The following is a 22,134-nucleotide window of genomic DNA, read 5'->3' on the forward strand; positions in this document are numbered from 1 at the left end:
TTTTTATCATTTTTCTTCGTTTACACAGGTAATTTTACTACCATTAAAGCCCCGAGGCAAACATTTAACCCCACAAGAAAAGGTCCGCCTGACTTATGTCCAGCGGACCTTAATTGCTTACATTGCTACAGAACTAAGCCAATCAGAACTTGAACTGTCTAAGAGCCTGCTTCTGCTCAGTTGCCATGACAGACAGGGACTCACTGGCAGAGGCGATTTCCTCGGAAGAAGCTGACTGCTCTTCAGTAGCTGCGGAAACAGATTCCATGCGGGAAGAAACTTCACGGCCCTTGGAATTAATCTCCACAACAGAATTGGAAATGTTCTGGGCATCCTCGTTAACCTGTACAATAGCCTCATCCATTGCCTTGGTCTTCGCAGCACCATCCTGAACCAGCTCATGAATACGCTCAAATACCGCCTGCAGATCTTCAACAGACTTGGCACCATTAACAACAGCCTCACAGCCCTTGTTCATGGAATCAACGGCATCAGCAGTATCCTTCTGCATTGCATTAATCAGGTCAGCAATCTTATGAGCGGCCTCCTCGGACTGCTCAGCCAGCTTACGAACCTCCTCTGCTACAACGGAGAAGCCACGGCCCTGCTCACCGGCACGGGCTGCCTCAATAGCAGCATTGAGAGCCAGCAGATTGGTCTGGCTGGCAATCTGGGAAATAGTATCAACAATAGCACCGATTTCCTCGGAACGGGAACCAAGACGGGTCACCATTTCAGCAGTGCTGCTTACGGTGGACTCAACATCACGAATCTCACGAACGGATTTCTCAAGGGCCTTGTTACCCTGAGCAGCCTCATCCGCAGCAGTCATGGAGTTGGTGGATACCTCGTTGGCATGGCCACGCATAGCCTGAATGGAGTCATTAACCTTATTAAGGAGCTCCTGGCTTTCCTTCAGCATATTTTCCTGATCCATAACCAGATGAGCGGCATCGCCTACAGCCTCAGCAGACTGTACAGAAGCCTGGGCAGACTGCATGGAAGCCTCCTTCAGGTTTCCGGAGGAATCATTGATATCCTGAATTGCCTTGTATACGCCCTTCATGTAGGAAGCCATGGTGTTCTGCATTTCAGAAAGAACACGGGAAAGATGACCAAACTCATCACCTCGGTCCATAGCATGGGAGGAACCACGGAAATCACCATCACGGAGCTTTTCACAAATATGAACCATTGTAGAAAGTGCACCAGTAATATTGTTGGCGGTAAATACGCTGAATATGCCCTGAATCACTATAGCAACGATAGTAACAACAATAATCATCATAGCAGCGCTGCTGTTGGCATCACTGTTGGCCTGGGCAGCCGCCTCAGCCTGGGCGTTAACGGTATCCTGCATACCATGCAAAGCATCACGCAGACCACGGGTAGCCGGAGAACCAGCCTTTTCATAATATTCTACCGCTTCTGCCTGTTTTCCCTGGGAGGCCATCTCTACAGCCTGATCCATAACCTTCTTGTAGTTGGCCCACTCTCTATCTATTTCTGAAGTATCTTCTGCCGGAGTACCCTTTACAGCAGCCTTGTATTCTGCCAGATACTTCTCTACATTATCCACGCCCTCCTGCTTCTGTTTCTTCCAGGTATTCAGACGTTCCTCAGTAACATTCTGGGCAGTAATAATCTGCAGGGTCTTTACCATCATAACACGGCTGTACTCTACTGCCTTGCCCAAGTGCTGCACACCCTGCATTTCCTTCTGATACATGCTATGCATACCTTCATCAGCACTGTTCAGTGCCCGATAGCCAGTAAAGCTGATAACCAGCATAGCCACTGCTGCCACTGCTACAATCATGAGCAGCTTGCCGGCCACTTTAATGTTGTTAAAAAACATATTTATATACCTCCTAGTAAAAAATTCTTAGCGCCCATAAAACATACAAAAGGACCAGCTATTCACATACAGTGAATATCCAGCCCCTCATCAGCATTTTCACTGACCTGAAAAGTAATGTGGCGCCTTTCCACAGGTAAAACCATCATTTTTCAAGTCATCTATGTAAGAATTTTTTTAATATGAACACATAACGGGGCTATTATATCAAAAATGTATGGCAATTTCAAACAAAATATTTCAAATCATCATGCAAAAAAGGCCAGCAACTCTCCTCTCTGATAATTACCAGCCACAAAACCCCAAAACCAAAACTTTCCGAAAACCTGCTCTCCATTGAATTAGGTGGCAGGAGAGCTTTATATCCCCATAAACCTCCCCTGCGCTAACATGAAGGTGAACCGACTCTTTTTCCACTCCAACCTTCATGTTTTTTATTCTATATCTGTACCATAAATCCTTCATTTTTTGAATTTTTTTTGCGAAATAAAAATGGCTAATGCTTTTAAACATTAGCCATTAAGGTTTACAACATATTAAACAAATCTTCTGCCAGACTGTACTTCGGCTTCAGCACCATACTCTGCTGAGCCAATAGCTGTTGCCCATCCTCTGATTTAGGAATAGGAGCATTAGGGTCCGGCACATACTCCAAATGAGGTGGTTTACGATACCGGTTCTTGACCTTACTGCCAACATACTCGGTAATCTCAATACTTCCATCAGGCATATAGCGACGGATGACCTCCGTAACCATACCTTCCTTTTTAACGGTATTGATTGCTTCCTGTTGGTCCCTCATTTCCTCAAGGGTATCCTGAACGGATTCAATCTTTTCACATAGGATGGACTGAAATTCCTCCGGGGTACTGACCGTCTTCTGGGAGGACTTGGATGTTGCCTTAATCCCCTCCACATTGGCGGCATTACTGGTTCTTAACGACATGAGCTCACCTTCCTTTTGCATATTCTGCAATATCCGGTGCCTTCCTTAGCTTACACAAATCCTATACCAGCTTATCGTCATTCTAGAGGAAAATTATAATTAGCATATTATTTTCCGTATTCAGCCGCCAGCTTCTTAAAGGCAGGAATGGAGCGCTCAATGGTCTCCTGTTTAATGCAGTAAGCTGCCCTGAAATATCCCGGACAGCCAAAGTCGGATCCCGGAACCAGAAGCAAATCATACTTCCTGGCCCGCTCGCAGAAGGCATAGTCATCCTCCTCCAGAGCCTTAGGGAACAGATAAAAGGCCCCCTGAGGCTTCAGGCAGGTAAAGCCCGCCTCAACCAGACCATTATAAAGGAGATTACCGTTTCGTTCGTAAGCCGCAATGTTAGACGGTTCATCCACACAACGGGCCACCACCCGCTGGAACAAAGAGTTGGCATTTACGTGGGTCAAAACTCTGGCTGCCCCGGCAACTGCACCGTAAACCCGGCCAAAATCAGCCACCTCATCAGGCACTACTATATAGCCAATACGCTCACCCGGCAGGGACAGTGACTTACTCCAGGAATAGCACACCAAAGTGTTCTTATAATACCTGGTCATGTATGGAACAGTGATACCGCCATAAACCAGCTCCCGATATGGCTCATCGGAAATAATGAAAATAGGATGACCGTATTCCTTTTCCTTGGCATTGAGAATTTCTGCCAGCTTTCTGATGGTCTCCTCTGAATATACCACACCACTAGGATTATTCGGGGAATTCACAATTACCGCCTTGGTGTCCGGGGTCAGCATTTCCTGAAACTTGTCAAACTGAATCTGAAAATCAGCCGTATTGGCCGGTACCACCTTCAGCTCCCCGCCTACAGCCTCCACAAAGCACTTGTACTCTGGGAAATACGGTGCAAAGGTAATAAACTCACTCTTGCCCTCATCTGCCGTCAGGGCCTTAAAGCATATGGTAATGGCCGCTGCCGCCCCGCTGGTCATAAACAGGTTTTTCCCGGCAAAGCTGGTACCAAAGCGACGGTTAATGCTCTTTGCAATGGTTTCCCGCACCTGAGGATCACCAGGGGCAACAGTATAGCCGTGAAGGGCCACAGAATCCACTTCATTAAGAATATCAATAATGGCCTGCTTTACACTGTCAGGAGCCGGCACGTTAGGGTTGCCAATGGAAAAATCGTAAACATTTTCCTCCCCCACTTCTGCAGCCCGCTGGCGGCCAAATTCAAAAATCGTCCTGATGGTGGACTTCTTGGTACCTAACACATAGCTTTTCTCTGAAACCATTCCCCATACCCCATTTCATATAAAATCAGCAATTCTGTTTACATAGTACAACTGCCACTAATTATACAATAAAAATAGGTGTAAGGCCAGTTTTTCACACTGACTTTACACCTTTTGTTTACTCAGCAAAGTATTGCATGCTTGTTTTTTTCCACTCTTTTTCCGTAAATTGCAGCTCATACTCCGTAATACCAGTCTCCTCGGACAGCTCCCTGGCGAACTCAATGCAGCTTTCCTTGCTGTCCATGTGAATCATGGTATAGAAGTTATAAGGCCAATCCGGGGCCGTGTTGCGGTCATAGCAATGAGTAACCTCGCTGTGGGCACACATCTTGGCTGCCACCTCGTCCATTTGCTCAGGAGGCACTACCCAAACCACCAGGGCATTTGCCTTAAAGCCCACCTCCACATGGCGGAGAACAGCACCCATTTTTCTAAGGATGCCTTCCTCCTTCATTTCATTTAAACGATTTAAAAGCTCCTCCTGAGAAATACCAATGTCCTCTGCTATCTTCCTGTAGGGCTCGGAGCAAATAGGAAAATCACTCTGAAGGGCCCGTACTATCTTTTTATCGACTTCCGAAAATTCCATATACGGCCTCACTTTAACTTAAACTGTACATCTATCTTGTACTTTTTCTGGGAATACAAATCCAGCAGGGAAATCACTCCCGGCAGCTGACGAATTTCCGCCAAAATCTGCTTTCGTCTCTCATCGCAGTGGGTAATGGCAGTGAACCAAAGCACATAGCCGCAGGTCCGCTGGTAATTATGGGTTATCTCAGGATACTCATTTATCCTGGCCGCCACTGCTGCCACCTGCTCCGGCTCAATCTTTGCCGCCACAAGGGTACCGCTGTAGCCCAATTTATCAGAATTGAAGAAGGCTCCCACCTTGCGGATAAAACCACTCTTTTTCAGCTCCTGCAGCCTGGAGATGACTCTATCCTCAGATACCCCCAGCTGCTGTGCCATGGCCTCGTAGGGCTTCGGCACGAACTGAACTCCGCACTGCAATACATTTAGAAGCTGCTTATCAAAGGCTGTAAGCTCCATATTCTCTCCTTATACACCACACAAAAATAAAAGCTCCCCTGCCCTTAAGCAAAGGAGCCACTATTATTTTAGCAAATCAACTATTTAACCGTCAAGAAAATGTGAAGCCTATTCACTTTTTTCTTAATCAATGTCCTCAGCCTCATCATCCTCCAGCAGGCAATCCGCAATAACATTAAGCAGCTCATCCCGCCCCAGATTCTTTACGGATGAATATGGCAGCACATCCAGCTCCGGTACCCCCAGAGCCCGTTTTATCTGACCAATATTCTTGGCAACCGCATTCTTGCTGAGCTTGTCCACCTTGGTGGCAATGACCAACACCGGCAGATTGTGCTCCACCAGCCAGCGGAACATATCAACATCGGAGGCCATAGGCTCATGGCGGCTGTCAATAAGCTGGCAGACAAACTGCAAATCCTCGGAGCTGAGCAAATACTCGTTGATGAACTTGCTCCAGATTTTTCGCCGCTGTGCCCCGGTCTTGGCATAGCCATAGCCAGGCAAATCCACCAGATAAAAATCCTTCCGCTCCGGGTTGTCGTCTATCTTGGCACCGATTTCATAAAAGTTTATGGTCTGGGTCTTGCCGGGCTGACTGGACACCCTGGCCAGCTGATTAACTCTGGTCAAGGAATTAATCAAAGAGGACTTCCCCACGTTGGACCGGCCAATAAATACGATTTCCTTGCGGCGAACCTCGGGATACTGCTCCTTCTTCACCGCAGAGGCCAGATACTTGCCCTGCGTAATAATAACCTTTTCAGCCATAGCTACCTCACTTCAGCAGTGCATTATCCAGCACCTTGTCCACGTGATCCACGGTGATGAATTCCAGCTTCTCACGGACATTTTCAGGAATTTCCTCAATATCCCGCTTGTTTTCCTCCGGCAGAATAATGGTCTTGATGCCTTCACGGTAAGCCGCCAGCACCTTTTCCTTCAAGCCGCCGATTGCCAGCACACGACCCCGAATGGTGATCTCACCAGTCATGGCCAAATCACTGCGGACCTTGCGGCCAGTCAGGGCAGATACCATAGCCGTAGCCATGGTAATACCGGCGGATGGGCCATCCTTTGGTACTGCACCCTCAGGGAAATGAACGTGAATATCATTGGTTTCATAGAAATCGTCAGCCAGTTTAAACTTCTTCTGGCGACTGCGAATATAGGACAGGGCCGCCTGGGCGGACTCCTTCATTACATCACCCAACTTGCCGGTCAGAATCAGCCGACCCTTGCCTGGGAAGATATTAACCTCAGTAGGGAGAATATCCCCACCGGTCTGGGTCCAGGCCATGCCTGTGCACAGGCCTACTGTTGGCTTGCGCTTCTCTTTATTGTGAGGATATTTAATCTTGCCCAAAATATCCACTAAATTCTTGGTAGTAACGCTGACGCTGGTTACCTCACCCTCCACCAGCTTCTTGGCAACCTTGCGGCAGAGCTGGCCAATAACACGCTCCAGCTCACGGACACCGGCCTCACGGGTATATTCAGTAATAAGACGTTGAATCACCCCGGCACCAATCCGCAGATTCTTGCTGGTCAGGCCGTTGGCCTCATGCTGGCGTGGCACCAGATATCTCTTGGCAATTTCCAGCTTTTCCTGCTCGGTGTAGCTGGACAGGGTAATAATTTCCATACGATCCCGCAACGGACCAGGAATATTGCCCAAGTTGTTGGCTGTTACAATCCACAGCACCTGGGACAAATCAAATGGCAGCTCCACATAGTGATCACTGAAGGTGTTATTCTGAGCCGGATCCAAAACCTCCAGCAATGCAGAGGTAGGGTCCCCCTTATAATCTGCCGCCAGCTTGTCCACCTCATCCAGAAGGAACACAGGATTCTTGGTACCGCTCTTTTTAAGAGCCGCCAAAATACGGCCCGGCATGGCACCTACATAGGTACGGCGATGACCACGGATTTCTGCCTCATCACGGACACCACCAAGAGAAGCCCTGACAAACTTACGGTTTAAAGCCCGGGCAACGGAGCTGGCCAGAGAGGTCTTACCAACACCAGGTGGCCCCACAAGGCACATAATAGGGGCATTCTGGCCATCAGTCAGCTGGCGTACAGCCAAGTATTCCAGAATACGCTCCTTGACCTTTTCCAGACCATAATGGTCCTTATCCAGCACCTCTGCCGCCTTCTTGATATCCTTGTTATCCTCCGTAGTGGCATTCCACGGCATATCCAGCAGGGTCTCAATATAGGTGGTGATAACACTGGCCTCCTGGGACATGTTACCAGCCCGTTCCAGACGGCTGATTTCCTTATTGACAGTCTTCACCACATCCTCAGGATATTTCGCCTTCCGCATACGCTTGCGGTAGCTCTCAATATCCCCCTGAACGCCGTCCTTGTCGCCCAGCTCATTGTGGATAGCCTTTACCTTCTCACGGAGATAATATTCCTTCTGAACCTTCTCTATCTGCTTGCGGACCCGGCCACTGACCTTCTTCTCAATGTCCAGAATTTCCCGCTCCCGCTTCAGCACACCATAAAGGCGTTCCAGACGGGCTTTAATGTCGATGCATTCCAGCAGCTCCTGACGCTCCTCCAGCTTAAGATTCAAATGTCCGGCAATCATATCCGCCAGACGGCCTGCGTCAGAAATAATGGACACGGATACAATGGCATCAGCCGGAATCTTGCGGCTGGTCTTGACCCACTGCTCAAATTCATGGACAACCACACGGACCAGAGCCTCCATTTCCAGGCTCTCCTCCGTTACATCCTGATATTCATGAACATCAACATCAATAAAATCGCCATCATCGTAGCAATTCACAATCTGGGCGCGATACAGGCCTTCCACCAGTACCCGCACAGTGCCACCCGGCATTTTTACCAGATGCTTTATCTCAGCCACAGTACCCACGGAATACAGATCAGCAAAGCCTGGCTTTTCCACGTCTGCATCCTTCTGGGCTGTAAGCATAATTACCTTGTCATCAAGCATGGCCTGCTCCAGTGCCGCCACGGACTGCTCCCGTCCGGCATCCAGATGAACCATCATATATGGAAATACCATCATGCCCCGCAGTGGCAGCAATGGTAAACGTCTCAATTCATTTTTCAAACAAAACACCTCCTGGTGCAATTTCTAAAAAAATATAGACGCTGCAGCAGCAACGTCTATAGTAACTCACCCTTTAGGCGGAAGCTTCATTTTTGGCAGAAAGCCGTGACTTATCATAGCTCAGGATAGGATCAATCTTATCCTCAACCACGGCCTTTGTCACCTGACACTTGGTAACGCCCTCAAGAGATGGAATATCATACATGACGTTCTTCATAATGCCTTCCATTATGGACCTCAGGCCACGGGCACCGGTTTTACGCTTCAGTGCCTCCTTGGCAATGGACCGAAGGGCATCATCATCAAAGGACAGGCTGACATCGTCCAAATCCAAAAGTGCCTTGAACTGCTTAACCAACGCATTCTTTGGCTTGGTCAAAATCTCTATCAGAGCATCCTCGTCCAGGGAATCCAGAGTAACAACTACTGGCAGACGGCCAATAAACTCCGGAATCAGACCGCTCTTCATCAAATCATCAGGTACAACGTGCTTCAGAACCTCGCCAATCTCTCCCTTTTCCTTGGAAGTAACCTTGGCACCAAAGCCCATGTTCTTGTTACCACGACGCTTGTTTATTATTTTTTCTATGCCGGCAAACGCACCACCACAGATAAAGAGAATATTGGTGGTATCAATCTGCAAAAGCTCCTGATGTGGATGCTTGCGGCCCCCCTGCGGTGGAACGGAAGCAACCGTGCCCTCCAAAATCTTCAGAAGGGCCTGCTGAACGCCCTCACCGGATACATCACGGGTAATGGACACGTTCTCGCCCTTGCGGGAAATCTTATCAATCTCGTCGATGTAAACAATGCCCCGCTCAGCCTTGGCAATATCAAAATCAGCAGCCTGTATCAGCTTTAAGAGGATATTTTCGACATCCTCACCCACATATCCTGCTTCAGTCAAGGTAGTTGCATCAGCAACAGCAAACGGAACCTGCAAAATCTTGGCCAGAGTCTGGGCCAGCAGGGTTTTACCGCTACCGGTCGGACCCAGCATCAGAATGTTGGATTTCTGCAATTCCACGTCAACATCAAACATATCGCCGGAATTAATCCGCTTGTAGTGGTTGTACACCGCTACTGCCAGGGTTTTCTTGGCCTCATCCTGACCAATTACGTACTCGTCAAGAATAGCCTTGATTTCCTTTGGCTTTGGCAGGGACTTCAGCTCCTCAGGAGTGGCAGCCGCATTTTCCTCGGACACAATCTCCTGACACAGCTCAATACATTCATCACAAATATATACCCCTGGTCCTGCCACCAGTTTTCTTACTAAATCCTCTGTCTTGCCGCAGAAGGAACAAGTCAGTTTTTCATTGTCATCGAAGCTCATAACAGTGCCTCCTTACTCGTCCTTGTCAGATTTCTCCTCCGGACGAACAATAACCTTATCAACCAAACCATAAGCTACTGCTTCTTCAGCACTCATGAAGTTATCACGCTCAGTATCAGCATTAATCTTATCCAAAGGCTGGCCGGAATGCTGGGCCAACACCTTGTTGATCATATCACGGGTACGCTGCATCTCCTGGGCCTGAATCTGAATATCAGTGGACTGGCCCCGGGCACCGCCCAATGGCTGATGAATCATAATCCGGGCATTTGGAAGAGCAAAACGCTTGCCCTCTGCACCTGCAGTAAGCAGCAGGGAGCCCATGCTGGCAGCCTGACCTACACAGATAGTGGAAACATCAGGCTTAATATACTGCATAGTATCATAAATAGCCATTCCGGCGGTAACTACACCACCAGGGCTGTTAATGTAGAGATAAATATCCTTGTCCGGATCCTCAGACTCCAAAAACAGGAGCTGAGCCACCACAGAGCTGGCAACGGTGTCATTGATTTCACCGGTCAGCATAACAATGCGGTCCTTCAACAGACGGGAATATATATCATAAGAACGCTCACCATTACCGGACTGTTCAACTACATAAGGTACAAAATAACTCAATTAAAATCACCTCAAAATTAATATCATAACAAAACTAAGTTCAACCATTCATATTATTATACCACTAAATGGTCAATCTTGACTTTACTATAACATCAATTTATCAATATTTTCTGAAAAAACTCCAAATAAAAATTAAATCCCCGCCCGGAGAAAGCCCCCAGGCGGTGGATTAAATTTTCTAATCAGTCAATATTACTGTGCAATGCTGTCGATTACGAAGTTAGCAGTCTTTCTTCTCAGAACGGTACCTGCCAAATCGCCGAGACGGCCCTGCTCAGCAATGATCTTCTTAACCTGTGCAGGAGTTGCGCCATAAGCAGCTGCCATGGTAGCAACCTCGTTGTCCAGATCCTCAGCCTCAACCTTGATACCCTCAGCCTTGGCAATAGCCTCCAGAACCAGATCAACCTTTACGTTGGAAGCAGCGGTCTCCTTGTAGTTCTCACGGAGCTTAGTAATATCAGTGCCAGCGTAAGCCATGTACTGCTCCAGCTTCAGGCCCTGCTGCTCAAGACGGAGAGACATCTCCTGAATCATGGCATTTACACGGTTCTCAACCATAATCTCTGGGATATCAACCTTTGCGTTGTCAGCAGCCATGTTGATAGCCTTCTCGCGCTTCTCGGACTCAGCCTTGGTCTCAGCGCTCTTCTCCAGGTTGGACTTCAGATCAGCCTTCAGCTCATCAAGAGTCTGGAAGGTGCTTGCCTTCTTGGCAAAATCGTCGTTCAGCTCAGGAAGAACCTTCTTCTTGATGCTCTTTACAGTGCACTTGAATACTGCAGGCTTGCCCTTAAGCTCCTCAGAATGATACTCCTCTGGGAAGGTTACATTAACTTCCTTCTCCTCGCCAACCTTGGCGCCGATGAGCTGATCCTCAAAGCCTGGGATAAATGCATTGGAACCAATCTGGAGAGGATAATCCTTGCCCTCGCCACCAGCGAAAGCCTCACCATCTACAAAGCCCTTGAAGTCGAGAGTGATGAAGTTATCCTTCTCAACAGCAGCGCCCTCTTCAGCCTCAACCATGTCAGCCTGACGGTCCAGCATGCGAACCAGCTGCTGCTGAACTGCCTCATCATCAACAACGTCCTTCTCAACCTCTACCTTCAGGCCCTTGTACTCACCAAGCTCAACCTCAGGCTTCTTGGTGGAAACAGCCTTGAATACCAGGTCCTTGCCCAGCTCAAGAGTATCAACGTCAATCTCAGGACGGGTAACGATCTCAAGCTGCTCCTGCTTAAGAGCCTCATCCAATGCCTTAGGAGCAACCATCTCAAAAGCATCAGTCATAATGTACTGCTTGCCAACGTGACGCTCTACAATATTCTTTGGTGCCTTACCCTTACGGAAACCAGGGATATTTACACGGCCAGCAATCTTCTTTGCTGCTGCATCGTATGCCTTGCTCAGCTCTGCAGCTGGAACAGTAATGTTCAATTCAACCTGCTGGTTCTCTAAATCTTTTACACTAACTTCCATTGTCTTAAAAGACCTCCTAATGTATTCTTTATGGGGCTTTAACCCACTTGTGACCTGTTTATGCCCACATAGTAAACATAATAGCATATATGGGGATTTAATACAAGTTACTCAACAGTTTTTATGGCTATGGGCATTTATATAATATTTTACAAACCAACATTTTGGCTCAATTTTTAGGAATATGTTAAAATGTGTTCAGAAATTAATCAAATTTACGAAGTACAATACAAAGGAAAGCCTATTGCCGCCCATGCCTCTTTCGGCATTGATGGTAAGGCATACGTTTATTGGTTTGAGAATCATGGTTTTGACAACTACAACATATTCTTACGGGTCATAGATGAGCATTAAGGGGGTGCCTACGATGGAGAAACTGACAATAAGACTAAATAATGTCAAAGATACATATTATGGTTTTGTTGTAGCCGTGCTGACATATGTAAAAAAGAAACCATCCAGGCAGAAAAAGGTCGAGGCCTTCATGGCGAATCATCCAGAAGCCTTAACTGCTGATATCCTTGATTTCATATCCAGTCAGGATGATTTCTTTGATGATGCTGCCTATGATCATGCCGAGGTAAGCTAATTACAACAATATTACTTCACAACGAAAGCTCCCAGTAACAAGTTCCAATTAGAGCGTGTTGCTGGGAGTTTCTTTACTGCCCTATTGCCACCAATACGCCGACAGATGGGACTATTGTAAAAAACTTATAATTACAGCAAATTTATAAAAGTATCTTTAGTGACCTTGTCCAGGGACAAATCAACATCAACCGCATCTGAGAGCTCATTAACCACCGTGGCTCCTGCCATATTAAGCACATCTCTTAGCTTCAGCACTGTTGTCACTTGTGTTGTCATGGCTTTTATGGCATTTTTCCCCTTCTCATCATCACAGGCCACAATGCTGTCTCCAAAACTGGCATTCATAAAATAGAAGGTTTTGGTGCCAATTTCATCTGCTGCCAGGAACCCCAGGAAATCTTCCCCACGGTCTATGGAATTGTTGATATTCAATACCATCTTATGACAATTAATCAAATAATCATGGTTAATGTACTCAGGTCCCACATTTCCCACCACAAATTTATATGGCACTGGCTGGTGATTGTAGGTATAGCAATTCAGATAAACAGCCGCCCAATCCTCCTGCACCTTCTCCCGGATAAAAAATGCCTCGGTGGCACCGCCTTTATCTTTTGGTGCATCTGTCATATCTCCGGAAAATATAACTTCTTCCAATCTGTTCTGCTGGGTATTCCACCCCACATAATACTTACCCGATACATAATGTAAATCCAAATCCACCCGTTCAGAAGATAAATTTTCCCAATGTATACCTATTACTACGTCCTTGTCCAAATTCAGGGCAGAGTAAAAAGGCACGCCACCTACAAAATGCTTTTCACTTGTAGGCATGGCGTATTCCACTGTATCAGGAATATAAAACACCTTTCCCCCTACCTTCATTTTGACATCTTCCACAATATTTGCTATTACCGCCTCCAGAATTTCCTTATGCTTAGCAGTAAACTGCGGAGGAGCCGTCAGTTCCCTAGCAAAGGCTGTGCCATTTCGAATCAGATATAAGGCCGACTTCGGGTTATTCTGACGATATAACAAACAATTGGCCAAAACCACTTTTTTATAGAAGGAAACCTTTGAAAGTTCCGCAATAACCTCATCTGTTTTTACAGAATCATCCCATGTGATACGTTCCAATAAACCTATATTCTTTACATATTTGCATCTTTCAGAATATTTTCTGGCCTTGTTGATAATGCGTGAAACTGTGGCATCCCCCTTGAAAGCCAGCCATAGCTTTTTATAACGCAAAAACTCTGCAGCCAAAGGCTCAATTCCATTTTGGTTCACAAATTGCTGAAACAAGTCGGCGGTCCAATCCAGCTTTTTATACTCCCGCAACAGTCTTATATGCCTAATAACAGATTGACTTTTTATCAGCAAACTATTGCCCGTGGTCTTAAATAACAACAGGCGCAAAAATTCCTGGGCAATGGCAGGAATCTGATCCAATTGATCATATAGCCGTACCCGCAACTCCTTGTTAGGTATTGTCGCTAAGTCCAAGGACAGCATATCCAGCTCCCGCATAATAACGACCACACAGTCCAGTGTTTCCTGAGACAAAGCCATCCCTGACATAATTGCCTTGCGCACCCGATTTTTTATTTCTTTATCCTCAATAACATCAATGACCGTGAGTTTTATTGGTTCGCCGTCAGGCAAATTAAGCTCCGTTTGTGGTATAAAAACCAAATTGCTATCAACTTTTTCCGCAGTTGTCATATCACCATTTTGTAGGTATACCGACATGTAATGCAAAATCTGATGAATTAGCCACTGCTTTGACGAGGCTTCCTGTACCTCATGAAAATTCTTATAAAAGCCCTGATTCATGGCCCACATGTCATAGCCGAATTTTTCCCACAAAAATTTATGGCTGTCAATATCCTGCAAAGACGGGCAGGCAGCCATAGCTTCATCGGTTATATATATGCCATGGGCAGCATCTTTTTCATTATCCGGCTGTGCTGATATTTTGCCTGTACGAGGTACAGCTCTAAACAATGTAAGAACAGCTTTTTCATAGGCAGTAAACATAGTCAGCACCTCCATAAACAAGAAACGGTTGCTATCAAGCAACCGCACCATCATTGAAAAAATAGGCGGAAGGTAAGTCTTTCCAACCGCCACCAAAAGGGCGGCGGTGATTATATTCATACAGGAACCTTCTATGCCTAAAAAATCTTATCTATTAATGTTAGAGAAATTATACTCTAATTTAACTTAATTGTCCAGATATTCTATATCAGGTGAAGCCCATTTTTTCCTTTCCTTCATCACAAGTTCCAAACCAACCTCAGCAGCCTTCCGATACCACATTAAAGCTTTTTCCTCGTCCTTGTTTTCTTCCCTTGCATACTCATTACCAAGGGCAAACATAGCATAACTATCTCCTGCATCAGCGGCCTTTTGATACCATTTCAGGGCTTCATTTTTATCCTGCTCAACACCATGGGTCCCATGCTCAAAGGCGTAGCCCCGTCGTACCATGTCATATACGTTGTTTTCATTCGTTTGAACCAAAACATCCATAATAATTCCGTCCCAAAGTCCGCCGCCCCCTATCATCGCCCCACCAATCATAAAGGATGGCCCTATTGTAACCTTCTCTGCTACCTGGCGGTACAATCCCAAAGCTTTCGTCTTATCCTGCGCAATGCCTTTTCCAGACTCATAGGAACGGGCCAACAAAAGAACAGCCTTCAGTTCCCCCTTATCAGCCTCTTGTTTAACATATTCCAATGTTGCACCCGTACTATACTTTTCATGAAATTCCAGCATAACTTTTTTTGCATACCTGTTTCCGTTATTGGCGGCATTTTGATACCACTTAATGGCTTCACCAATATCTTTTGTAACGCCGCTCCCCTCTACGTAGGCACTGCCTATGGTAAGGATTGCCTCCATATCTTCCGCCTCAGCAGCCTTCCGATACCACTCCATAGATTTTTCCATTTGCTGAGCATTTGCATAATACTTCCCAATAGAACACATTTGTCCCGCACTCAAAGGCTCTGCTATTCTTTCCCTGAAAGCTTTCCGCAAACGCTGAGATACACGTTTATCATCAATCCACAAATGATGCTTAAATTCACTGCTTTTTGGACAATTCCCCTCTGGTGGCCGACCCTTGGAACTGCGCCGCCGCTCACCACAAAAATAACAAATATATTTGTCTCCTTTCTTCATTGTTCCACACCTCACCAGCAATATTGATACCAAAAATATTTATTATCGTACACATTATCATCCGGCGAACATTTCTTTAATTCATATTTTGCGAAATTCTCCAAAACGCCGTTATAAAACCCCACAGCCACATCCAAGCCATTGAAAGGTTGTTTATCACCCCAGTGCCCTATATGTTTCCTCATAAATTCCTTTATATGTTTTTCAAAAATTCTAGTATTAAAATCAATCTTATGGGCATATATTTTATTATCTATTTCCTGGATTACGTGCATCTCACTCATCCCACCACCAAAATACTCAAACTCAATGGTCAATTTTCCGTAATCCTTGGTATTAAAAAAATGTTTTAAGTTTATAAATCATCCAGTCATAATCATCAAGAAACAAGTGCGTGTACATTTCGTCACGAAAATCTGTATCACTTGAAAGCACAAAATGACTTAATTGATCATCATAAGGAATAGGTTTTAAAGGTCTCCTGTTAATATCCCTTTTAAAATATTTCCTGTGTTGCTGTTTCCTACTGGTCCTACTCAAATTTACGCACCTCCCCCCATAGTGTTCATACTATTTCCAAATAATCATGCCCAATCCCGCAGCAGTTTGGTATCAGGAGCTGTCACTACAGCATTATAGAACGCTACTATTTCTTTTTCTCCACTAAATGCATATTCCTCGTCCCAACTACTGATATGTCTCTCCATGAATTTAATAATATGTTTTTTGAACAGCTCTGCACTAAATTCAAAAACAGTTATATAGCGGGCATCATTGTATATAGGCTGTAATTTGGTAATTTCCATATGGCAGGTTTCACTGCCACAATATTCAAATTTCAGCCTTATTTTTCCATAAACTTTGGTCGGTAAATCAGCAGTAAGCTTGTAGTGCATCCAATTATTGTCATCAAACACCAGTGTAGTGGCAAAAGGATCCCAATCATCAGGCCCGTATTCAAATGCAGAATATTCCTTATCAAAAACAATCGGTTTATAGTCCATATCATTCACGCCTCGCCATTGACTTTTTATTATTACTTTAACAGCTCTAATAAAGCATAATTGGCACCCTAAGAGTTAAAATGTCACAACAATCTCTTATTCCTCATCCAGCTTTTCCAGAGCCTTAACACCGAATATATCCTTTATTTTTCCCCTGGCCTGAGCCTTAATATCATCATCAATATACATCTGGGCCAAAAGCAGGGCGATGCCAATGGCCGCAGCATCATCGGTATAACCAACGATTGGCGCAAAATCCGGAATAAAGTCAAACGGGGAAATCAAATATCCCAGAGCACCATAAATCCCGGTCTTGACCTTCATGGGACACTTTGGGGACTGGGCCACATAATAAAGCTGTAACGCCTTGTAAATCAGACCAATACCAATGGAGGCAACATTATCCTTTATCTTGGACCAAAGCCCCTCTTCCGAGTAATCCTCCACATAGTTTTCTACTTCAATATCGCTGAAATCAGCCTCAATAGTTTCATTATTCATGATAAGTCCTCCCTTGTCAGCTACAGTTCTACAAAATCAGATACATTTCCTGCTTTAAAAATAGTACACGGAAATCAAGCTGAAAGGTTTCCCCCTGGCCCTTTGGGGACCAAGGGGGAATTTATACTGCCTGATACCATTTTTCTACAACGTGAACTATTTCTTATAACGTGGCTTTTGCTGCTCTTTCTGCTCCTCCTTAGATTGCGCAGCTTTTTTCTCAGTATCTGCCTCAAGCTTTTTCAGGTACTTCGACATATATCTGTTCATCCCAGATGTTTCCGCAGTAAATCCGTAGCCATCACAGGCTATGTCCCTAATATCAAACCCTCTGATAAACATACATCTCAGCTCCCTTATCAAAAGTATTATGACGGTCTTACAGCCGTTCTGGTTGTGCCGTCAGGTAATTCCATTCTAATGACATTTTCATCCTCCCCTGCCGACTTGCCATTATCCAAGTCCTTAAGAAGCTTTTCCAAAGTGCTCCTGTACTTTGTCAGCGGATCAGAGCCGCCCAATTCATCATCCTCATCCTCCTTGGTCGTCGCCTTGAGGTCAGTAATAATCTTGTCCCCGCTCCGCTCAAGAGCAGCCTGAAGCTTCTGGATAGATGACTTTACTTCCTCATAAACCTTTTCCCGCTGTTCATCAGTAGTACACTCAGCTATGGCCCACTTTGCTTCATCCCGGATTTTTTCCATCAGTGCCTCAATTCTTTCTGCAGTGGTGGGCTCCCGCCTGGAATCCCTTGGAACTCTAAAAAGATCATCATCAAACTTCCCCTCAGACTCCAGCCATGCTGCAAGAGCCAGTCCTGCAATACCGCCTACACCCAACAACAAACCGTTTTTCCACCAACTCATAATTAATTCCTCCTTTGATTTTTCGTAAATGAGTTTCTTTAGGATGACTTAATTATAAAATAAGAAAAATGCGAAAAGGTTGCCGCCCCGGCAACCTTTGAATTATTTTTAATATACTTTTACCTTCTCTTTCAAAGCACAGCTGGCACACAAATACTCAAAATGTCCATGCCCAGTTATATTGGAAATATAAACCTTCTCCACATGATCCTCAGAGCCACATTTTTCGCATTTCTTCTCATCGGACAGTACCTTCTTCAGTTTTTCCAGCATAGACCTCCCCCCTCGTTTAATCCTCATCGTCCATTATGGCTAACTGCAAATAAGTATTGGCTCTGGAACAGCCCACATACATAATTCTTTGCTGCAACGAATTTTCAATCCTGCTCTTTTTGGCATCAATAAGCAGAACTGCCTTGGCCTCCAGGCCTTTAAATTTCCTCACAGATGTAAACCACACTGTATCCTTTGCCCGAATTTCAGACACAGGCAATCCGCCCAGCTTATACGTCTTTAAAAGGCTCTTTTTTACGCTATCTACTGTCAGAATTACAAAATCATCAGTATTGATACCTTCTTCCCGCATTTCACGAACAAATTTATCGGCAATACCAGCGAGCTGTTTTTCATCCTTGTAGTAATCTGTACGTGGTTCCAGCCCGTGTACCTCATTAACATAGCTATTTAGCTTTAAGCCAATAATTTCACCAGCCAGCCTGCCAATCTCGGCAGTATTACGGCAATTTTTATATAGCACCAATCGGCACTCTGCATTCTTATCAAGCCATTCTGGCTTATTCCGCTGCATTATATATTGATTGCGGTCATAGAACACGTAAAAGATACCATCATTTACTTCGGCCAGAAAGGCCAAATGCTCCAATATCTGGTCACTGACATCCTGCCCCTCGTCCACCACGATGTTTGGATACGGCCATTTTTCATCATCATACTCTTTGGCAAAAAACTCCTCAAATGCCGGAATCACTTCATTTATAGCCAGTGAAGTATCTTCCATAAGCTCCTCTGCCAGGGTACGAACATTGTGAAAAGTAATATGCTCATGGTCATAATCACTGTTTCGCAGATGGTTAAACAGGAATTCGTTGAAGCACAAATAAAGTACATTTTTCCCCTGCTCCGCCAGCATCTTGGCTTTTTGCACCGCCAAAAGGGTTTTGCCCGTGCCCGCAGGACCATGGATAGCCGCCATAGGCTGTTCCTGCAAAAAATGTAAAACAGCCCCCTGCCGGCTTGTCATCTGGATATATGATTCCTTTTCATCTCTTGCATAACTGGAAATAGACTCCACAATCTCAAATTTCGGCATGAGAAACTTAACTATCTCTTTAAATTCCCCCTGATTAAGTTCCTGACGCTTATTCATATTATCCTGCCAAAACTCAAAGGCCCTGTCCAATGCCTTTTCCGGATAGTCCAATGCGGACTCATCCAGCAATATGTCAGGGGTAACCTCCGGCGGCAGTGGCACACTGCTGGAAAAATGGGCTGATGTAAACCACACCGCCCGTCCAATCATATAATCACGAAATCTGGTACCAAATTTCCCACGTAAGAGATTGTGGACTTTGTGCTGACTCTCAGCCGCCTGCCCTAGGGGATCAATTACCTTCTCCTCCCCGGTAAGACGATTTGTCTGTATCCACTGTCCATCACGGAAGGATATTCCCCCGGCCTTGACCTCAATGGACAATATGCCCTTTCGTGGATGCAGCACAAGAAAATCCGCTTCCCCCTCACTGCGGTACTGCTGGCTTGTCCCCAACCAACGATAGGAATAAAACACCGTGTAATCGTTGTTAAGGGTGCTAAGAGCCTCATAAACCAGCTTCTCGCCCTGACTGTTATGAAAATCTTGTACTACAGATGGGTACATTTTTGCCATGATTTTTCTCCAAATAACAATCTTAAAGTACCCCAAGCTCCCATTGAATCGCACACAGAAATTAGCTAAACAAATTTAATAGCTCATATTTTTATCCGCCGATAAGTTGCTAAAACGCAACCACACGTAAATACTTGGGGATGCCTTACAAATCTTCCAAAGCCTTTTCGTATTGAGATATATGATTATCAATTACTTTATTTATTGATTCTATTTGGGTTTTAAAATTAGTATCGCGATTATTAATACGCAGTTGTTCAATCCCATCGTTAATATTTTTTAATTCTTGCATAACATAATTGGTACTCCATTTTAGTGATTCAGAAAATAAAAAATCATTTACAAACTTTTCATTACATAATCTTTGATTATAATACATTATTTTCTTTATATTATTAATCATAAACATTAACATTTCTATACATTGTATATCATTTTGTATTTTAGCCATAATTGCATAATAACTCTGAATTGTAATGGGTGCCATTCCTATTAGTAATGAATTGAATGGTCCCATCGGTGGTTTTGCCTTAGCTTGATCTTTAAGTCGCATCATAAATTCATATTTTTTATTATTTAACATATTTATACATTGGTCCAGAAATTCACTATCATAAAACCCCCTTATTATAGATAGGGCGTCTACACTTTTAATATTCTTTGATAGCCGCAAATTTTCTTTATCCAGTCTTATATTATTCATATCTATATCCACCTTGTAATAACGAAAATAGGGGGGTGTCACGTCCACAGCATGGCTTCACTTATAATCATCATCAGCATCCATTGCAGCAAACTCCGCAGCTAATTCAGGATCAATTGCAGCTACTTGAGCATCAAATTCAGCTAGTCGCAATTTAGCGTATTCAGCTATCTGATGATCTATCTGATGATCTATCTGATGCTTAATTTTGTCTGGCAATGAGACAGTATTTTTAGCTAATTGCCTAAGGAATTCTTTATTCCTCTCATATATTGATATTAGCATCGATATCAGGTTCAACCCCATGCCTTTTTCTTGCTTCTTCTCTTATTCTACGTCTTCCATCTGCACCTAATCGCTGACTGTCTTTTAATAAATTTTCAAAAGATATTGGTCTATCTGGGTATTGCCTATTATGTTCAGCTATTTGCTCTGCTAGCTGAGCATCTATTTCAGCCAATTTAGCGGTGCGTTGAGCTTCAAATTCAGCTTCTTGAGCATCGATATCAGCTAACATCAAGTCACATATATCTGTCAGACTCATTTCCGTTGCATCCAAAATATACTCATATGTATTATTAATATACGCATCATAAAAATATTTGAACACACGCAATTTACTACGCTCATCTTCATCTAAAGACCCCATGTTATATCTTTTGGCCTTCTCTATCACGTCCTCAAGTAACTCAGATTCTGTGGAACCCTTTTCATAAATCAAAAAAGTACCATCGCGTGTGGTCAGTTTCAAAAACACTACATCTATAAATCCAACAAGTTGACCTGTAGGACTATATGGTACATTCAATGTCATGCTTTCAGAATTGATAACATCTCTCTCATCAATCACATGATTCTCCAGCCTAATCAATGTATTTACCCCCTCATATGCTCCATCTAAATTATGACTAATAATATAATCAATATTATAAAATACCAACTATTTACAATCATATTATGGTTCCACTGCATCCACTGTCTTGTTATACTCCTGCTTCATCGATACAATTTCCCTATTAATTACTTCATCCGTTGCCTCAGGATTCATCTCTTGTAATGCTTCCTTTACGCTAGCACTGACAGCTGTAATTTTATCAACACTCAATTCGTTCCCCATATAATCAGCAAAATCCTTGGTTGATTCTATTTTATTCTTCTCAAAAGACTCAATTATCTTTGCAGCCTGTTCATAATTGATAGCTGTTTTATGAACAGCTGCAATAAAATCTGGCGTTACAGCCACATGATATTTTTCATCGATATTTTTTATCAAAATGCCAGTACCTATAGCAGATGCAGCAATCTTTTCGGTTTCACTCATCTTATCAAACTTTTCCTTATCTAAAGGAACAGTTCTAAGATAGCCTAAATACTCTTCTGTACTTTCATTGGGACGTTGCGGTCTTGTCCCCTCCTGCATCGTCTTAGCACCTATTTCTTCAGTCTTCTCATCTTCTGTACATAACCCAAAAACTCTTGAAATTCCTGTAATAATATCTGAAGCAATCTGGACAACTTTCGCTATATTCTCTATGGTTAACAATTTTGGCAGTGTTGTAACCACCGTTTTTGCCACATTGGCTAATACCGGACCAATAGTAGAAGAAACTGCTGAAATTACTGATGTTACTGCACTCGCAATAGCTGTAAAAATACCAAACATGTTAAAACACTCCT

At 44.2% G+C, this 22,134-nt stretch carries 24 protein-coding genes; 1 reads left to right on the forward strand and 23 read right to left on the reverse strand.

The genetic code is table 11. The features are described 5' to 3' along the window. Window positions 1–142: 142 nt before the first annotated feature. From D081_RS03985 to tig, 10 genes are all read right to left on the reverse strand, one after another. Window positions 143–1,858, reverse strand: coding sequence for a methyl-accepting chemotaxis protein (locus tag D081_RS03985; protein WP_085022838.1), 1,716 nt, complete (start codon window positions 1,856–1,858; stop codon window positions 143–145). Between the two features lie 526 nt (window positions 1,859–2,384). Further along, window positions 2,385–2,834 carry a hypothetical protein gene (locus D081_RS03995; protein WP_085022840.1) on the reverse strand — a complete coding sequence of 150 codons (450 nt, stop codon included), beginning with the start codon at window positions 2,832–2,834 and terminating at the stop codon, window positions 2,385–2,387. A 77-nt stretch (window positions 2,835–2,911) separates the two neighbouring features. After that, window positions 2,912–4,105, reverse strand: a complete 1,194-nt coding sequence (locus tag D081_RS04000) for a pyridoxal phosphate-dependent aminotransferase (protein ID WP_085022841.1) — start codon at window positions 4,103–4,105, stop codon at window positions 2,912–2,914. 118 nt (window positions 4,106–4,223) lie between these two features. After that, window positions 4,224–4,697: an AsnC family transcriptional regulator gene (locus D081_RS04005; RefSeq protein WP_085022842.1), complete on the reverse strand. Its 474-nt coding sequence runs from the start codon at window positions 4,695–4,697 to the stop codon at window positions 4,224–4,226. Between the two features lie 8 nt (window positions 4,698–4,705). Further along, window positions 4,706–5,161: an AsnC family transcriptional regulator gene (locus D081_RS04010; RefSeq protein WP_085022843.1), complete on the reverse strand. Its 456-nt coding sequence runs from the start codon at window positions 5,159–5,161 to the stop codon at window positions 4,706–4,708. Window positions 5,162–5,284: 123 nt separating this feature from the next. Further along, window positions 5,285–5,932: a ribosome biogenesis GTP-binding protein YihA/YsxC gene (gene yihA, locus D081_RS04015; protein WP_085022844.1), complete on the reverse strand. Its 648-nt coding sequence runs from the start codon at window positions 5,930–5,932 to the stop codon at window positions 5,285–5,287. 7 nt (window positions 5,933–5,939) lie between these two features. Further along, complete coding sequence (lon, locus tag D081_RS04020) at window positions 5,940–8,207, reverse strand: endopeptidase La (protein WP_233127420.1); 2,268 nt, start codon at window positions 8,205–8,207, stop codon at window positions 5,940–5,942. A gap of 118 nt (window positions 8,208–8,325) precedes the next feature. Then, window positions 8,326–9,588 (reverse strand): ATP-dependent Clp protease ATP-binding subunit ClpX, encoded by a 1,263-nt coding sequence (gene clpX / locus D081_RS04025; protein WP_085022846.1) that lies wholly within the window; start codon window positions 9,586–9,588, stop codon window positions 8,326–8,328. Between the two features lie 12 nt (window positions 9,589–9,600). Beyond that, the gene (gene clpP / locus D081_RS04030; protein WP_085022847.1) at window positions 9,601–10,209 is read right to left on the reverse strand and encodes an ATP-dependent Clp endopeptidase proteolytic subunit ClpP; all 609 of its coding nucleotides are present in this window, start codon (window positions 10,207–10,209) and stop codon (window positions 9,601–9,603) included. A 195-nt stretch (window positions 10,210–10,404) separates the two neighbouring features. Next, window positions 10,405–11,694, reverse strand: a complete 1,290-nt coding sequence (gene tig / locus D081_RS04035) for a trigger factor (RefSeq protein WP_085022848.1) — start codon at window positions 11,692–11,694, stop codon at window positions 10,405–10,407. Between the two features lie 367 nt (window positions 11,695–12,061). On the opposite strand from tig, the gene D081_RS04040 reads away from it, so the two are divergent. After that, window positions 12,062–12,283 (forward strand): hypothetical protein, encoded by a 222-nt coding sequence (locus D081_RS04040; RefSeq protein WP_085022849.1) that lies wholly within the window; start codon window positions 12,062–12,064, stop codon window positions 12,281–12,283. 131 nt (window positions 12,284–12,414) lie between these two features. Here the strand turns inward: D081_RS04040 and D081_RS04045 are convergent, their stop codons facing one another. From D081_RS04045 to D081_RS04105, 13 genes are all read right to left on the reverse strand, one after another. After that, window positions 12,415–14,445: a hypothetical protein gene (locus D081_RS04045; protein WP_085022850.1), complete on the reverse strand. Its 2,031-nt coding sequence runs from the start codon at window positions 14,443–14,445 to the stop codon at window positions 12,415–12,417. Window positions 14,446–14,511: 66 nt separating this feature from the next. Further along, entirely contained in the window at window positions 14,512–15,477 is a 966-nt protein-coding gene (locus D081_RS04050; RefSeq protein WP_085022851.1) for a tetratricopeptide repeat protein, read from the reverse strand. An 11-nt stretch (window positions 15,478–15,488) separates the two neighbouring features. Continuing rightward, the gene (locus tag D081_RS04055) at window positions 15,489–15,794 is read right to left on the reverse strand and encodes a hypothetical protein (RefSeq protein ID WP_085022852.1); all 306 of its coding nucleotides are present in this window, start codon (window positions 15,792–15,794) and stop codon (window positions 15,489–15,491) included. 267 nt (window positions 15,795–16,061) lie between these two features. Further along, a complete protein-coding gene (locus D081_RS04065; RefSeq protein WP_143272115.1) occupies window positions 16,062–16,490 on the reverse strand; it encodes a hypothetical protein in 429 nt (142 codons plus the stop codon). Between the two features lie 87 nt (window positions 16,491–16,577). Further along, window positions 16,578–16,982, reverse strand: coding sequence for a YkvA family protein (locus D081_RS04070; RefSeq protein WP_085022855.1), 405 nt, complete (start codon window positions 16,980–16,982; stop codon window positions 16,578–16,580). 156 nt (window positions 16,983–17,138) lie between these two features. After that, window positions 17,139–17,324 (reverse strand): hypothetical protein, encoded by a 186-nt coding sequence (locus tag D081_RS04075; RefSeq protein ID WP_085022856.1) that lies wholly within the window; start codon window positions 17,322–17,324, stop codon window positions 17,139–17,141. Between the two features lie 26 nt (window positions 17,325–17,350). Next, complete coding sequence (locus tag D081_RS04080; protein WP_085022857.1) at window positions 17,351–17,848, reverse strand: hypothetical protein; 498 nt, start codon at window positions 17,846–17,848, stop codon at window positions 17,351–17,353. A gap of 108 nt (window positions 17,849–17,956) precedes the next feature. Next, window positions 17,957–18,121: a hypothetical protein gene (locus D081_RS12610; RefSeq protein WP_158087547.1), complete on the reverse strand. Its 165-nt coding sequence runs from the start codon at window positions 18,119–18,121 to the stop codon at window positions 17,957–17,959. Between the two features lie 16 nt (window positions 18,122–18,137). Further along, a complete protein-coding gene (locus D081_RS04085; protein WP_085022858.1) occupies window positions 18,138–19,754 on the reverse strand; it encodes an NERD domain-containing protein in 1,617 nt (538 codons plus the stop codon). A gap of 145 nt (window positions 19,755–19,899) precedes the next feature. Next, window positions 19,900–20,457, reverse strand: a complete 558-nt coding sequence (locus tag D081_RS04090; protein WP_085022859.1) for a hypothetical protein — start codon at window positions 20,455–20,457, stop codon at window positions 19,900–19,902. Between the two features lie 57 nt (window positions 20,458–20,514). After that, window positions 20,515–20,742, reverse strand: a complete 228-nt coding sequence (locus D081_RS04095; protein ID WP_085022860.1) for a hypothetical protein — start codon at window positions 20,740–20,742, stop codon at window positions 20,515–20,517. Further along, complete coding sequence (locus tag D081_RS04100; protein WP_085022861.1) at window positions 20,723–21,328, reverse strand: hypothetical protein; 606 nt, start codon at window positions 21,326–21,328, stop codon at window positions 20,723–20,725. Before D081_RS04100 ends, D081_RS04095 begins: the two co-directional genes overlap by 20 nt. Before the next feature lie 84 nt (window positions 21,329–21,412). Continuing rightward, entirely contained in the window at window positions 21,413–22,120 is a 708-nt protein-coding gene (locus D081_RS04105) for a hypothetical protein (protein ID WP_085022862.1), read from the reverse strand. Window positions 22,121–22,134 lie beyond the last annotated feature (14 nt).

The sequence above is a fragment of the Anaerovibrio sp. JC8 genome (genome assembly GCF_002100115.1).
Classification (GTDB): domain Bacteria; phylum Bacillota; class Negativicutes; order Selenomonadales; family Selenomonadaceae; genus Anaerovibrio.

What these genes read in the sequence shown, in the direction of transcription:
- D081_RS04105 (WP_085022862.1), bottom strand. Translation starts at nt 22,120, where the DNA reads ATGTTTGGTATTTTTACAGCTATTGCGAGTGCAGTAACATCAGTAATT.
- D081_RS04070 (WP_085022855.1), bottom strand. Translation starts at nt 16,982, where the DNA reads ATGAATAATGAAACTATTGAGGCTGATTTCAGCGATATTGAAGTAGAA.
- yihA (WP_085022844.1), bottom strand. Translation starts at nt 5,932, where the DNA reads ATGGCTGAAAAGGTTATTATTACGCAGGGCAAGTATCTGGCCTCTGCG.
- tig (WP_085022848.1), bottom strand. Translation starts at nt 11,694, where the DNA reads ATGGAAGTTAGTGTAAAAGATTTAGAGAACCAGCAGGTTGAATTGAAC.
- D081_RS04090 (WP_085022859.1), bottom strand. Translation starts at nt 20,457, where the DNA reads ATGAATAATATAAGACTGGATAAAGAAAATTTGCGGCTATCAAAGAAT.
- D081_RS04085 (WP_085022858.1), bottom strand. Translation starts at nt 19,754, where the DNA reads ATGGCAAAAATGTACCCATCTGTAGTACAAGATTTTCATAACAGTCAG.
- D081_RS04075 (WP_085022856.1), bottom strand. Translation starts at nt 17,324, where the DNA reads ATGTTTATCAGAGGGTTTGATATTAGGGACATAGCCTGTGATGGCTAC.
- D081_RS12610 (WP_158087547.1), bottom strand. Translation starts at nt 18,121, where the DNA reads ATGCTGGAAAAACTGAAGAAGGTACTGTCCGATGAGAAGAAATGCGAA.
- clpX (WP_085022846.1), bottom strand. Translation starts at nt 9,588, where the DNA reads ATGAGCTTCGATGACAATGAAAAACTGACTTGTTCCTTCTGCGGCAAG.
- D081_RS04010 (WP_085022843.1), bottom strand. Translation starts at nt 5,161, where the DNA reads ATGGAGCTTACAGCCTTTGATAAGCAGCTTCTAAATGTATTGCAGTGC.
- D081_RS04040 (WP_085022849.1), top strand. Translation starts at nt 12,062, where the DNA reads ATGGAGAAACTGACAATAAGACTAAATAATGTCAAAGATACATATTAT.
- lon (WP_233127420.1), bottom strand. Translation starts at nt 8,207, where the DNA reads ATGATGGTATTTCCATATATGATGGTTCATCTGGATGCCGGACGGGAG.
- D081_RS04000 (WP_085022841.1), bottom strand. Translation starts at nt 4,105, where the DNA reads ATGGTTTCAGAGAAAAGCTATGTGTTAGGTACCAAGAAGTCCACCATC.
- D081_RS04080 (WP_085022857.1), bottom strand. Translation starts at nt 17,848, where the DNA reads ATGAGTTGGTGGAAAAACGGTTTGTTGTTGGGTGTAGGCGGTATTGCA.
- D081_RS04095 (WP_085022860.1), bottom strand. Translation starts at nt 20,742, where the DNA reads ATGCTAATATCAATATATGAGAGGAATAAAGAATTCCTTAGGCAATTA.
- D081_RS04045 (WP_085022850.1), bottom strand. Translation starts at nt 14,445, where the DNA reads ATGAATATAATCACCGCCGCCCTTTTGGTGGCGGTTGGAAAGACTTAC.
- D081_RS04050 (WP_085022851.1), bottom strand. Translation starts at nt 15,477, where the DNA reads ATGAAGAAAGGAGACAAATATATTTGTTATTTTTGTGGTGAGCGGCGG.
- D081_RS03985 (WP_085022838.1), bottom strand. Translation starts at nt 1,858, where the DNA reads ATGTTTTTTAACAACATTAAAGTGGCCGGCAAGCTGCTCATGATTGTA.
- D081_RS04005 (WP_085022842.1), bottom strand. Translation starts at nt 4,697, where the DNA reads ATGGAATTTTCGGAAGTCGATAAAAAGATAGTACGGGCCCTTCAGAGT.